Genomic DNA, 13,655 nt, shown 5'->3' with positions numbered 1-13,655 from the left:
GGAGTAGAATATAGATGAGTAATCCTTTAAATAAATCGTTGGCCCACAATGAGGATGTCTCAAAAGACACCGCCATTGAGGCGCTACATGCTTTCCTAGATGGTGAGTTGTCTGTAGCAGATCAGTCTGATCTGTTTGCACATCTCGCTGTTTGCGGCGATTGCCGGCAGGAATTGGAAGGGGTTATGAAATTTCGGCGGATGAGCCGGACGGAGAACCTCACGGTGCCTCCTTCGCTCGACGCAGCCATGTTCAAACGGCTGCGCAAACACAAAACGATGATGACGCGCATCGACCGCGCAGATGATCGCCGGCCTTTGTGGAACGCCAAAACAGCCATTTCCCTACGCACAACTGTGGTTACTGCCATGTTTTTGTTTCTGGCAGGTCTGTTTGTACCAGCTGATACCTTTGAAACGTACCCACCAAGCCAAACGCCTGTTTATCAGGTTGAAGGCCAGGTTACCGGTACCGACGAACTGATTCAGTTTTCAGACATGGATGTGCTCCCCGGCACCAACTACGTATATGTCTTTTACCCGGGCATCGACGTAGAGGCGCTTTCTGCTGATGTTCGCCGACCCACTATTCCATAGTGGTCATTTGTTAAAGTAGTTGCAAAGAAAAAGCAGGCGCTTTCCTACGGGGTGGCGCCTGTTTTGTTAGTGCCGATTTTCGAGTGGGTGGGGCACTATGCTTTACCCATTTCCTCATGGGCCCGTGAAAGATTTCTGAAGGACAGGCACTGCGTCTTATCCATGTCATATCGAACGAAGCCGGGAAATCTTGGAAGGCAGATGCGCCTGTCAAGCCATCAATCTTTTACAGGTCGCCAGATTCCGAATGCCATGTATCGGAAACCGGGGCACCCAACCTGAATCCCGTCTTTTTTCCGTGAACCGTGAACAGCATGCCGCGAATGGAGTACAGTGGGGGATTAAGTCAACTGGAAGCGTGTTTACGACCTATGGATCAAATAGATGTGCGTGTGCGGTTTGCCCCCAGTCCAACCGGACTGCTGCATATTGGCGGATTGCGTACGGCCCTTTATAACTACTTGTTTGCCCGCAAAGTGGGCGGGACGTTTGTTGTACGGATTGAAGATACCGACCGGCAGCGCTACGTTGCGGAAGCTGAGCAGGATATGCTCGACAGCCTTGCCTGGGCCAGCCTGGATTATGATGAAGGCCCCAAGGTTGGTGGCGATTATGGACCCTATTACCAGTCGCACCGCAAAGCGCACTATCGCCACTACGTTGATTTATTGCTGGCAGAAGGGCACGCGTATTACGCGTTCGATTCTAAAGAAGAACTCGATGAGATGCGCAGCCGGCTGGCTACGCCTGAAAACCCCTCGCCCAAATATGATGCCCTGGCGCGGCAGTCTATGAAGAACTCTTTCACCATGGACCAGGCTGCCGTACAGGCCGCTATTGAAAAAGGGAACCCCTACGTTGTGCGCCTCCGTGTGCCTGATGATGAGCAGATCCAATTTGATGATCTCGTCCGTGGCACCGTAAGCTTTGCATCGGCTCAGGTCGACGATCAGATCCTTTTGAAATCAGATGGCATGCCAACCTACCACCTTGCCAATGTTGTGGATGACCACCTTATGGGGATCACGCACATCATCCGCGGTGAAGAATGGTTGCCGTCAACCCCGAAGCACATGCTGTTGTACAAAGCATTTGGGTGGGAGCCACCGCAAACGGCCCATTTGCCTTTGATTCTCAGTCCTACTGGTGGCAAGCTATCCAAGCGGAATGCCGAGAAAATGGGTATTCCGGTTAGTGTGCGTCAGTATCAGGAAGCCGGCTATGAGCCAGAAGCTGTCGTAAACTTCCTGGCTATGCTGGGCTGGAATCCGGGTACAGAGCAAGAATTGTTTACAGTTGAAGAACTTGTTGCTGCTTTCTCTGCGGATCGTATAGGCAGCAGTGGGGTGCAGTTTAACCTCGACAAGCTGAAATGGTACAATGAGCAGTATTTGCGCGGCTTTTCACTAGAAGAGCTGCAACATCGCGTTCGGCCTTCGCTTGCTGCGGCCGATATAGAGGTTGACAACGATGCGCTGGCTGCTATCCTCGGCCTTATGCAGGAACGGATGTCCTTTGCGAGTGACCTCGTGACAGAAGTCCGTTATTTCTTTGACGATCCATCGTCGTATAACGAGAAGGCGCTCAAGAAACGTTGGAAAGAAGATACGCCGGCGCTACTCCAGGCCTACATGGCGCGCATTGAATCGGCTGATTTTACTGCTGAAGCACTGGAGACGAATCTGAAAGCGGTTGCCGAAGAACATGAAGCTGGCCTGGGTAAACTCATGGCACCGCTACGGATTGCCCTCTCCGGCGTAGCCGGCGGCCCGAGTCTGTACGACATGATGGTCATTCTCGGTAAAGAGACCTGCATGCGCCGGCTTCAGAAAGCGCTGGATACGCTTTAGGGCTGACGCCGTATTGCACCCCGTGTCATCCTGAACGTAGTGAAGGATCTGGGGGGCAAACCTTTTGAATATCGAACACAGAACAAGGAACGCTGAATATCGAAGGGTTTACCTTGCATTCGGCATTATTCTGCGCAGCCTTGCTCGGCTGGGAAGCAGGTAATCAAATCCACCACATACTGCAGCACCAGGCTGGCGTCGAAGGTAGAGGCTTCGCCGTTGCCTGACACGTCTGCGTTGTCGAGCGCTTCCTGTTCTAGCTGAATAAGGCCAACAGCGTGCTGGAGGATCATCGAGGCATCAAGCGCCGAGATTTGTCCGTCGAGCGATATGTCGCCCAGCAGTGGCGTCTCTGAGCTGCCATCCGTGTTAAACACGCGGAATTCGATAATGCTGATCCATGGGCCCGTGTATCCAGACGCGCCTGTGACGTTTAGCCGGACGTAACGCGCCGGCGTCTTGGTGAATGCATCTGACAAGAGCGATCCGCCTTGCGTATTCGAAGAGCGATCTACTACTGTTTCGAATGCGTTGTTGTCCGTTGAGACGGCGACTGTATATTGATAGGCGCGGTCCTGGTAAGGAATCACTTCAGCCAAATTGATATCTCGGGTTGCACCAAGGTCTATCGTTATCGACTGAGGGAAACCAGACGCAGACCAGCGGTCATCCGGATCAGCACTCCCGTCAACAGCGCCGCTGCCCCGGTTGCCTTCTTGTTCTGCGGACACAGAAACTTCTTTGTTGAGCGCCAGATTGGCCCCTTTAACCGGGTCGATGTCATTAACTGCAATCTGAACAGGCGTAGATGTTTGCGTCTCGCCTAGCGAATTTGTGGCTTCAGCAGTAAGGGTATAGGTGCCGGGAGTTACACCGGTCCAGTTAAACGCAGCTGGTGGATTTGCAGTGTCACCGATAAGGGTGCCGTTGGCAAACACCTGAATGTCTGTGACTTCTCCGCCAATGGAGAAGGCTGAGGCTTCAACAGCAATCGTAGCCGGCGACTCAAACACAGCCCCGTTTGAAGGTTTGTCAACCTGCGTAAGCAGCCCGCCATTACCATCGGGTACAAAGTCATCCGGATTGGTGCCAATTCGAATGTTGTCGTAATAGACAAACCCATCGTTGTCGGGCTCCCAGTCAGGCGTGTTGCCGCCATGGAAGGTCGAGAAGAAGAAATGGTCGACCGGTGCCTGGTTGTTGTTACGGAAACGGATGTCGGTGCGCAGTAAAACGAGTTCTCCGTCAAACCACACCTGGAGCTCGCCGTCGTTGTTGTTGCCTGTATTCACCTTCACACGCTGCGTGAGCCGGTGCCAGGTGCCGCGCTGTACGCTGCGGTTGAGCTCAAAGTCTTCGCCGTACGAGGTGGGCTGGTCCATGTGGTAGAGGTATACCACCATATTGCCGTTTTCGCGCCACATATAGCGCGCACTCCATCCGTCGCCTGTGGGTTTGTTGCCGCCCGAATTGCTTTCGCCGCCACTGAGGCCGGGCAGCTTACCGCCCATTTGGAAGTCGAAGTTGTCGCCGAATTTGATGTAGTACTCCAGGAAGTACTCTTCTTGCGCCGGCAAAAAGGCAAAGAACTGGCCGCCACTGTTGGATGCGCCAGTTTCGCCGGCGAGGTATTCAACACGCAATGAATTTCCATCCAGCGCCTCAGTGCCAGAAACAATGTTAAACCGGTTACCAAGATTGTTGAGCAACTGCACGCTGGAAAAATCGGATTCCATCAGCGATTCGGTGTAATTACCAAGCGGATGGTTGTTCAGCGTCGCAGAAAATTCCTGTGCGTGTAATAAAGATGTAGTCAAATGCATCAAACTGAGTCCCACAACGGTGAGCAATAGTGCGATGCGTCTGGGGGCTGGCTTCATACGGACAGCCGAAAGGCCGGGTTTGTTTGTGTTTCTGTGGTCGCATTAGCGTAACCGCAAGTTTTGCGAAGACCGTGCCATAGCCTGTTTTTCACGGCAAAATGCTTTTGAGGGATGCGAATTAAGGATTGGAAGCAAAATCAAGATTTTTCCGTGTTTTCGTATTTCAGTGTTTCTGTTTTGTACTACTACGGCACAGGTAGCAATACTCTCGTATGCGTCCTTTGCAAAAAAATATCAATCGGCATTCGGCACTCGAAAATCGGCATTAAACGCAATCCATAATTCGCATGAGTGGCTATTTTTTACAGGTCTTGCGATATTTTCGCAAAATGCACACCCTTATGGGGATAGTTTTCTTGCTTTGCGCGTTGAGGCGCACTGTGTGTACAATAACGCTGTACATAAGCACAAAGCGAAGAAGCAAAACAGTTAATACGAAGTGTCGATTTCAACAGGGATAAAAATACATGGATAACATTCTTCAGAACCTGGGCATAGACAAAGACAGCAACGGCGTAAGCACTGGACAGAAAAGTTGGAAGGGTAGCGGACGCGCAGTAGCAGTTCACTCCCCGGTAGATGGCAAGACGATTGGGACCGTCAATCTGGCCAGCGCAGAGGATTATGCGCGTGTTAAAAAAGCAGCGCATGCAGCATTCAAGGTCTGGCGTAAAATGCCGGCGCCGCAGCGTGGAGAAATTGTGCGGCAGTATGGCGACAAGCTTCGCCAGCACAAACAAAGCCTGGGCTCGCTCGTCAGCTACGAAATGGGCAAGAGCTTGCAGGAAGGCCTCGGGGAAGTGCAGGAGATGATCGATATTTGTGATTTTGCCGTTGGCCTTTCGCGCCAGCTGTATGGCCTGCAGATGCACTCTGAGCGTCCAAACCATCGCATGTTTGAGCAGTGGCACCCGCTGGGCATTGTTGGAATCATTTCTGCGTTCAATTTCCCTGTGGCCGTTTGGTCGTGGAATACGGCTTTGGCCTGGGTTTGTGGCAACGTGTGCCTGTGGAAGCCGTCTGAGAAAACACCGTTCTCAGCTATCGCCTGCCAGAAGATTTTTGCAGAGGTGCTCAAAGAAAACGATCTGCCAGAGGGTATTTCAAGCGTAGTTGTTGGGGATCGCGAAGTGGGTGAGCTGATGTCTAACGACCCTGAGATTCCACTGGTCTCAGCAACGGGCTCTACTCGGATGGGTAAATCGGTATCAGAAGCCGTGTCCAAGCGTCTTGGTAAGATGATTCTCGAACTTGGTGGTAACAATGCAATCATCGTAACTGAAAATGCCGATCTCAAACAGGCCATCCAGGCGATTGTCTTTGGTGCGGTAGGTACAGCCGGCCAGCGCTGCACAACGACGCGCCGGCTCATCATCCATGAAAGCCGGTACGATGAGCTCAAAAACGGTCTGGTTAACGCCTATGAGCAAATCCGCATTGGTGACCCGCTCGACCAGAACAACCACATGGGGCCCCTTATTGACACGGATGCCGTAGACGCATATAACGCATCAATCAAAGCAGCGCGTAGCCAGGGTGGCAATGTACTTAATGGTGATGCGGTGCTGGACGGAGCCGGCTTTGAGTCGGGCTGTTACGTGAAGCCAACGATCGTGGAAGCAACCCCGGACATGGCGATTGTCAAACACGAAACGTTTGCGCCAATCCTGTATTTGCTGAAGTACAACACGATTCAGGAAGCCATTGATATCCAGAACAATGTGCCGCAGGGACTTTCTTCGTCTATCTTCACGCTCAACATGAGAGAAGCTGAAGCATTCCTTTCAGTTGCCGGCTCAGATTGTGGCATTGCCAACGTCAACATCGGTACATCCGGTGCTGAAATTGGTGGAGCATTTGGCGGCGAGAAAGAAACAGGCGGCGGCCGCGAAAGTGGTTCTGACGCCTGGAAAGCTTACATGCGCCGGCAGACCTGTACGGTCAACTATGGCGCTGACTTGCCCCTTGCGCAGGGAATCTCATTTGATTTCTAACAGCTTTTGATCCATTAAAAAGCCCGCTGGCTTCGTTGCTTGCGGGCTTTTTTCATTTATTGCAGCTATAATATCAAAGTTGGCCGACTTGCGTAAGCATACAGGTGGACGATCGACTTGATGTCGCCCCGCCTATTTTGCTAACAGGCGGGTATATTGAAGATCTTACGTCCTGTGATGCTAACACAACAGCTTGAAGCATTTTCGCAGGTTGTCGGATTATTACTTTGTAAGAGCACAGATTATACTGGGAGGAATTCATAATGATGATAGTAACTACACCTACCATTCATGGGAGAAAAATTACGCTTACACACGGATTGGTACGAGGCAATACGATTCGGGCGCGTCACCTGGGGAACGATATCGGCGCAGTGTTCAAAAATATGATTGGTGGTGAAATCCGCACGTATGCCAAACTGCTCGAAGAAAGCCGAGAAGAAGCCCTATCGCGGATGATGGAAGACGCTGAACGACTCGGCGCAAACGCAGTTGTGTCTGTTCGCATTGCAACATCAGTAGTGATGGGTGGTGCAGCTGAAATGCTTGCTTATGGAACGGCTGTTACTATGGAGGAGGAGTGAGAAGGTGTGGAGGGATACATACGCGAAGTAGAATCAGAGTAACCAGAGAGTAAGCGGCTATGTCCAGTTGTTGCGTGCAAGCTACAGACCAGTTCTTCGACAAGAAATATGCCCTGCGCGACCTCAGGAAATATCGCAGGAAAGGCCCCGGTGGGACCACGAGACTGCTTGTTGATGCACTCCGCCAGCATAAGCTGACAGATACGACGCTGCTTGATGTTGGTGGCGGTATCGGCATGATCACGCACGAAGTGCTAGCCGTAGGCGGCAAGGCTGCAACCATTGTGGACATGTCTTCAGCTTCTCTGGCGCTTGCAAAAGAGGAGGCCGTGCGACTGGGGACGGAAGCCCGTCTGAAGTTAATTCACGGAGATGTGGTACAGCAAGCTGATGCGGTGCCTGTTGTCGATGTCGTTGCGCTGGATCGGGTAGTCTGTTGCTATCCTGCGCCTATTGAATTGCTGGATGCAGTGTTGGGGAAGTGCACAAACTTGTTTGCCATCAGCTATCCGAGGCCGCATGCTTATGCCCGCTTCGCGTTCTGGTTCGGCAACAAAATTTGGCGACTGTCGGGGCACAGTTTTCAAACGTTTGTGCATAGCGAAGCTGTACTGCAGCAACAAATCCGTAACAATGGGTTTGAGGAAATAAGCAGTCAGCATACACTGATGTGGCAAACATCGCTATATCAACGCGTGAAAATGGCATAAAGCATCCTGGAAGTGTGACGATACTTTTCAGGACGAACCAGAACAAATCTGAAATTTCTGCCTATACTTAACTATACCCTTCAATAACAGCGAGGATACCACCCCTTTTTTGACTGATACTACACCCTTTTTTCTAACCAAAAAAACGTAGTGTCATGTTCAAAAAAAATCACCTTTCGCTGACTTCTTCACTGTTTCTGATCCTGTATTTAACAACGGGATGTTCGTTTCTTGACAACGAAGACGGGCAGAACTTTTCAGTAACAAACTATGGCGGTGTTCGGTTTACTGAAGACGATGTCGTTGAAAAATGGAATGCAAAACGCTTTGGCGATGCTGTACAATTGCAGTATTTCCAAGACGAAGATTCGAATTCGCCGAGGCGGATTGTATTTCAAATAAGACTCGAAAAAAGAAACGAATTAAACCAGGCACCCCTTGCTTTGACTGATGTCTGGTATGGTACGCAGGATACACTCACGGGAAACTATTTCAATGGCCCGCAATTGTCTGGCGGACGCGTTGCAATACAGCGTGCGAATTTTGAGGGCGAGCTAAGTGGATTGGTTGAGCTTTTTGTGAAATACGGTGGCTCCTATCATGCCAGGTTTTGGGTTGATATGCGTGACGTTGAGTAGCGCCAATTTGTACTTTTGTGTACTTTCTCGTGCACACGCATTCTTAGATGCCTAATCCCCAAATTAAAAAAATAAACAGGAGCCGCCTATGTATAAACGGATACTAAAACAAGCGCTGCGAGGATTTCTCGCCGTTTTAGTATTATCGTTTTTATTTTTATTGATGGCCATTGTGTTAGCTGTTATCCCCGTAAATCGCCACGCAGTTGCGCCACCTGATGGCATTGAGATCTATGTCTCCACCAATGGCGTCCATACAGATCTGATTTTACCGCTAAATACGCCAGATACAAACTGGCAAGAGCAATTTCCCGCCGGCCATTTTCGTCAGATTCAACCGGCCAACATGACACACATAGCGTTTGGGTGGGGCGACCGTGGTTTTTATCTCGATACGCCTACCTGGGATGACCTCACCCTATCTACCGCAGTTCGCGCGCTGTTACTCAAAAGCGCAACGGCGATGCACGTCACGTATTACAGAAATCCACAGCCCGGAGAATTTGTGCGTTCGTTGATGCTTACATCCGAACAACATGAAAGACTCATTGCCATTATTCAATCCTCATTTGCCAGAGATGCGCGGGGGAATCCCGTGTTGATTCCCGAAAGAGGGTACCGGGGGAACGATACATTTTATGCAGCCAACGGCTCTTACAGTCTGTTTAACACCTGTAACGACTGGACGGGCAGGGCGCTGCGCCGTATCGGTGTCAAAACAGGGATATGGACGCCGTTTTCGCAAAGCGTAATGTATCACTTATGATGGAATCCCATGGCCGAAGACACGACGTTGGAAATTGACTGCGCCAAACATGGAAAGAGACCCGTTACAGTGATTTGCCGGCATTTACTCGAAGGAAAAGATGGGCCATTGGGATTTATCGAAACCAGTACTGTACCGCGCGACTTGCAAGCCTGGTGTAATGCCTGTGAAGCTTTGTTCGAGCTTGAGGGCAGCCTAACAGATGCCTTTAAGGCATTTCATGACATGGCCCTGGTTTGCGAATCGTGTTACATCGAAATAAAATTGCGCCACACAGTTGTGTAGGTTTGCATAAAATGCCCTTGATGCTTTAAATTAAAGTGTCGTAAAATTTTTACTGAAAACCCTTCGCCTCTGCACCTCTGCTACAGCAACCCATCTTTCATTTCTTTTAAAGGTGCTGATATGCGTATTTCTATCTTGAGCCGACTCGCCGGAGTCGCTTTTTTAGCAATTTGTTTAATTTCCCCTGTTTCTCTTTTTGCCCAGGCACAAACCTTTGATGCCAGTTTTGTTGCCATGGATGAAGCCAGTGGAGAGCGGCATCGTGTTGCCTTAGAGATGCTGGAAACTGCACTGGAAGCTAAAGGCTTTGTGTACGAATCGGATAGCCCTACGGTTTATTTTATTGGGGTTTCTAATCCTGATGAAGAGGGTAAAGTGGCCCTCTCAATTACCAAAATGCACCGCCTTGATGAGCGGGCTGTTGAACTCGGCAAAAAAGATCAGGTGTTTTTTAAAGTAGCTGCGCAGCAGGACCCGGAAACGCACCCCGAAGAAGGGAAATGGGTGCGCGAGTATGTCAGTGAGTCGTATATGCGACAATTTGCCATGGTCAATGGCAGTTATGTAGAAGTGGTAGCGCACGATGCATTGGCAACTGGCATCAACGGTATTGTTGAGAAACTGATTGCGCTACCATGAAGCAGTTAAAACCTGCCTTGTGCTTATTGCTGGGCTTTGTGGTTTCAGGCTGTGAAATCATTGGAAGTGCAGGGCCTCAGCAGGTTGGTGACTTTAAATGCGGTGAATACGCTATCTGCACAGATAAACTGGAATACAACTCGGTGATTCCAGCCGGCAACCGATATCAGCTTGTGATCCGCTATGAAAACCGCGAATCTGTGCCTGTATACCTGGATCGGTGTAATCTGGATACCAAGATTCCGGTTTTCGGTTTTGAATATGTCGAAGATGATAGTACAGGCTCAGCCTTCAATCGCGGCTGGGGTTGTGTTGCGGGCATAGCCAATTTTCTCGTCTTGCCGGGTGAGTCTAGAGTAGATACCCTGACGGTTTTCCCAAGTGTGTTCTCACACGGAGCGCCCTGGGGAGCTGTGAGCGGTGCGCACAGGCTTTACTACGAAAAAATTTTATGCTGTGGACAAGGGGATGGCTCGTTGTCGCGTGTTTATTCAAATATATTTACACTCCATTAACACGGAAAATAGCCGTGCCCGACTAAACAGGATAGTCGGGCACGGTTTGCGTATTTCGATCTGCAGTATTTGCGCATTAATTGGTACAAGAACCGGGTCGGTGTTCGACTGCTTGTGTTTGCGTTTCGCCGTTTAAGGTGACGCTGATTGTACATGGCACAGCTTCTACCTCTTCCAGTTCAACTTTCCATTTGTGTTCAAAGCCTGTAGAGGTTTCTGCAAGTACCTGGTCATTCCCATCGTGCAGCACGATACGCTCCAATCTTGGACCTTCGCCCTCAATTTTTAGCGTTTGTTTTTTCTCGTCGTATTTGGCTTTTTTGAATTTGAAAGGCTTGTCCTTCTTTTTGTCCCGGCTGAAGTCGCCGGCATAAACAGTCAGGTTGGTGGTAGCAGGTGGCGTGCCCTTGATGCCTGTCCGTGCATTTGCGATGATGGCTTCTTTAACTTCAGCCGGTGTTGCTTTCGGATGCTGGCCCATGTAGAACGCGGCTGTTGCTGTCACATGCGGCGCTGCAAAGGAGGTGCCGCTGTTTAATACGTGCTCTTTATGGTCTACGTCATGCTTCAGGTGAGATAGGGCAAGGATATTTTCCCCTGGCGCAAGGATGTCAACAACAGCGCCGTAGTTGGAGAAGCTGGAAAAGGCATCAAACTCATTGTATGCACCGACCGTGATTACACCTTCAACGTGTGCAGGAGAGTACGTGCTGGCATCGCGGCCGTCGTTGCCGGCAGATACCACGTACACAACACCCGCTTCGATGGAGCGCGCAACTGCTTCATCCAGACTATTGTAGGCCGTCGTACCGATGTCCATGCCAAAGCTCATGTTGACAATAATTGCTTCATCTGGATGCGCCAGCTTTTGCTCAGTTACGTAGTCAACAGCAGCTGTAACCGTCGTAATGTCGGTGCGTCCTTCTGCCGTCAGCACTTTTAATGAATGGATTTTGACGTTCGGAGCAGCGCCAAGCATGCCTTTTTTGTCGTCTTTGGCGCCGAGTGTTGAAGCGATGTGCGTGCCGTGGCCGCTTTCGTCAGCTGGATTGCCGGCATTGTCTGGGTCGTAGACAGGCGTTGTTTGCTCGACAGCATCATCCCAGTACTCTTCTTCCCGATTCTGGAAAAGCATCGTGAAGTCTTTGTGCTCAACAACGTTAATGTCTTCTTTGGAGACCCCGGAGTCCATAATGTAAACATGGACTTTTTTGTCGTTTTTGGGCTTGTCAAGGCCGCCACCAATACGGGCTATACCCCAGGGAATAAGTTGATCTTCATGATGCCCCTTTTTCTCGGGGATAACCCATAGCTGGCCAAAATCAACGTCGGGTTCTGCCCATGCAAAATCGGGGTCTTGCGCAAGATCTGCGAGGAAGTCCTCCATGATTTCGTCGTTGATTTTAATCGAAATCCCGTCAAAGGCTTTGCTGAGCTGCACTTTCAGGCGAATGTCATCTTCGTACTTGTTCAGGATCCGGCGGGTGACGTCATATCTGTTCATCACACGCTTGGTAATGCCATCTGCTTCATAGCCGTTGAAGGCCAGCATAAGATGGATTTGATCGCTTCCACCTTTGCCGGCGCCATCTACGGTACCCCTTGCTTGATCAAGTAGCTGAGGGTGGCGGAGTTTGGGATGATCAGCAGATACAGGTGCTTGCGGTGTTAATGCATTTGTGGCTTCATTCGATGCTGTAGTTTCAGTTCCAAAGGTGTCGCATCCTTGAAAGAGGATAGGGGAGGTAAAAAGGGCTATAACGACAAACAGGCGTACCCATTTGTTATCATTGGGCTTTTTAATCATACAGGCTAGCTGGGGGGCTACTGCTTCAATGCAACGAAGCAAAGATTCGGGGGGGGATGGTAGGGCAGGTGCTCCCTATTCAACGAGTGTGCCATCCCGTGTGCGCTGCTTTAATGCCTGAAAGCCGGGCAATACGGTTACGAAAAGAAGTGGGGACGATTTCAATAATTCTTGGAAGCGACCGTAAGGCTTAACGTTTAAGGATTTGTGCAAGAACGGCTCTGGCAGCTTCCATAGGTGTTAGTTTGCCGGCCGAAACTGCATTTTCCATCTCATTCAAAAGCACGTCATGCCCATTGCGTTGGGCAAGCAATTGTTCATCGATGTGCTGGTGCATCCAGGCAACCGCTTGCTGCCTGCGGGTTACATCCAATGCGCCCGAATCACGCATGGTCATTTCAAACGTACTGAGCGCGGTTGCTACTTGTTCGAAGCCGGCATGCTCTATCGACGAAACGGATAAAACGGCTGTAGACCAGTCGTCCCGAGGATCCGGTAAGACATGGGTTGCTTGCTGGATGAGTTTTACAAGTCTTTGTGCCGGCAACGCATTTTCTCCGTCTGCTTTGTTGACTACAATCAGATCAGCCATTTCCATAATGCCGCGCTTGATTCCCTGCAGATCGTCCCCTGCACCCGTGATCAGTAACAGCAGCAGCATATCCACCATTAGGTGCACGCTAAACTCAGCCTGGCCCACACCAACGGTTTCGACGAAGATCACATCAAAACCGGCTGCTTCACAGAGCAACATGGCTTCGCGCGTACGGCGGGCGATGCCGCCGAGGGTGCCCTGGTTTGGGGAAGGGCGTACAAAGGCATTGGGGTGGCGCGAAATGCGCTGCATACGCGTTTTGTCGCCCAGAATGCTTCCGCCCGTACGCTGGCTCACCTTCACTACTACGACGACAATCTCCTCTGGGATTTGTCCTCGGCTTGCCAGGAAACACGCGTCTCTTAGGTACTTTGCCTGCATTTCTGATGGTATGTGAGAACTAACAGCGACACATGACAAACAATAACCGGCAACCTCCAGCTCGCCATCACGGTGCGCCAGCAGCCGGGAAAGCTGCGCTTCGCTCCATTCCGGTCGTTGTGTTGCTCTGTCTTTCATTGGTCGTCTCTTGTTCCGGCGGCGTTTCCCGCTGCTGCGCGTCGCCGGCAAGACGATCGCGGTTGTCAGCACCGTCCGCCCGCTGCGCATCGTTCGCGCTGAGCAGCCGCTGGTATCCGCGCGCCATCTGCGATTTCGAGTAGCTCGCGGTTTTACCCATCAGGTGTCCGATTTCTTTGTGCGTAAATCCTTCTACGTCGTGGAGCCAGATAACCGCTCGCGTCCGCGCCGGCAGGCGCGCCAGCGCCTTCTCCATGTCGTGCCAGGCTTCGAT

General features: G+C 50.8%; 14 protein-coding genes. 10 read left to right on the top strand and 4 right to left on the bottom strand.

Annotated elements, in window-relative coordinates; all coding sequences use genetic code 11:
- Positions 1-14 precede the first annotated feature (14 nt).
- Together AAF564_07905 and gltX are read left to right on the top strand one after the other, a co-directional pair.
- Entirely contained in the window at positions 15-596 is a 582-nt protein-coding gene (locus AAF564_07905; GenBank protein MEM8485460.1) for an anti-sigma factor, read from the top strand.
- A 371-nt stretch (positions 597-967) separates the two neighbouring features.
- Entirely contained in the window at positions 968-2,446 is a 1,479-nt protein-coding gene (gene gltX, locus AAF564_07900; GenBank protein ID MEM8485459.1) for a glutamate--tRNA ligase, read from the top strand.
- A gap of 125 nt (positions 2,447-2,571) precedes the next feature.
- Here the strand turns inward: gltX and AAF564_07895 are convergent, their stop codons facing one another.
- Positions 2,572-4,326, bottom strand: a complete 1,755-nt coding sequence (locus AAF564_07895; protein ID MEM8485458.1) for a polysaccharide lyase — start codon at positions 4,324-4,326, stop codon at positions 2,572-2,574.
- A gap of 470 nt (positions 4,327-4,796) precedes the next feature.
- On the opposite strand from AAF564_07895, the gene AAF564_07890 reads away from it, so the two are divergent.
- The 8 genes from AAF564_07890 (at position 4,797) to AAF564_07855 (ending at position 10,460) form a co-directional block, all read left to right on the top strand.
- Entirely contained in the window at positions 4,797-6,323 is a 1,527-nt protein-coding gene (locus AAF564_07890; protein ID MEM8485457.1) for an aldehyde dehydrogenase family protein, read from the top strand.
- A 263-nt stretch (positions 6,324-6,586) separates the two neighbouring features.
- Complete coding sequence (locus tag AAF564_07885; GenBank protein MEM8485456.1) at positions 6,587-6,907, top strand: YbjQ family protein; 321 nt, start codon at positions 6,587-6,589, stop codon at positions 6,905-6,907.
- 59 nt (positions 6,908-6,966) lie between these two features.
- Positions 6,967-7,617 (top strand): class I SAM-dependent methyltransferase, encoded by a 651-nt coding sequence (locus tag AAF564_07880; GenBank protein MEM8485455.1) that lies wholly within the window; start codon positions 6,967-6,969, stop codon positions 7,615-7,617.
- Between the two features lie 155 nt (positions 7,618-7,772).
- Complete coding sequence (locus AAF564_07875) at positions 7,773-8,255, top strand: hypothetical protein (GenBank protein MEM8485454.1); 483 nt, start codon at positions 7,773-7,775, stop codon at positions 8,253-8,255.
- 88 nt (positions 8,256-8,343) lie between these two features.
- Complete coding sequence (locus AAF564_07870; protein MEM8485453.1) at positions 8,344-9,021, top strand: TIGR02117 family protein; 678 nt, start codon at positions 8,344-8,346, stop codon at positions 9,019-9,021.
- Positions 9,022-9,030: 9 nt separating this feature from the next.
- A complete protein-coding gene (locus tag AAF564_07865) occupies positions 9,031-9,306 on the top strand; it encodes a hypothetical protein (GenBank protein ID MEM8485452.1) in 276 nt (91 codons plus the stop codon).
- Between the two features lie 120 nt (positions 9,307-9,426).
- Entirely contained in the window at positions 9,427-9,945 is a 519-nt protein-coding gene (locus AAF564_07860; GenBank protein MEM8485451.1) for a hypothetical protein, read from the top strand.
- Positions 9,942-10,460, top strand: coding sequence for a hypothetical protein (locus AAF564_07855; protein ID MEM8485450.1), 519 nt, complete (start codon positions 9,942-9,944; stop codon positions 10,458-10,460). The genes AAF564_07860 and AAF564_07855 overlap by 4 nt, the downstream gene beginning before the upstream one ends.
- Positions 10,461-10,536: 76 nt before the next feature.
- On the opposite strand, the gene AAF564_07850 is transcribed toward AAF564_07855, so the two are convergent.
- From AAF564_07850 to AAF564_07840, 3 genes are all read right to left on the bottom strand, one after another.
- Complete coding sequence (locus AAF564_07850) at positions 10,537-12,267, bottom strand: S8 family peptidase (GenBank protein MEM8485449.1); 1,731 nt, start codon at positions 12,265-12,267, stop codon at positions 10,537-10,539.
- A 190-nt stretch (positions 12,268-12,457) separates the two neighbouring features.
- Positions 12,458-13,243 (bottom strand): methylmalonyl Co-A mutase-associated GTPase MeaB, encoded by a 786-nt coding sequence (locus tag AAF564_07845; protein ID MEM8485448.1) that lies wholly within the window; start codon positions 13,241-13,243, stop codon positions 12,458-12,460.
- A gap of 67 nt (positions 13,244-13,310) precedes the next feature.
- On the bottom strand, positions 13,311-13,655 hold a 345-nt coding region (locus tag AAF564_07840; protein ID MEM8485447.1), incomplete at its 5' end, for a sigma-70 region 4 domain-containing protein.

This window comes from Bacteroidota bacterium, assembly GCA_039111535.1.
In the GTDB taxonomy this organism is placed as follows: domain Bacteria; phylum Bacteroidota; class Rhodothermia; order Rhodothermales; family JAHQVL01; genus JBCCIM01.
The sequence above is the reverse complement of the archived record's forward strand: the minus strand, read 5'-3'. Positions and strand labels throughout refer to the sequence as shown.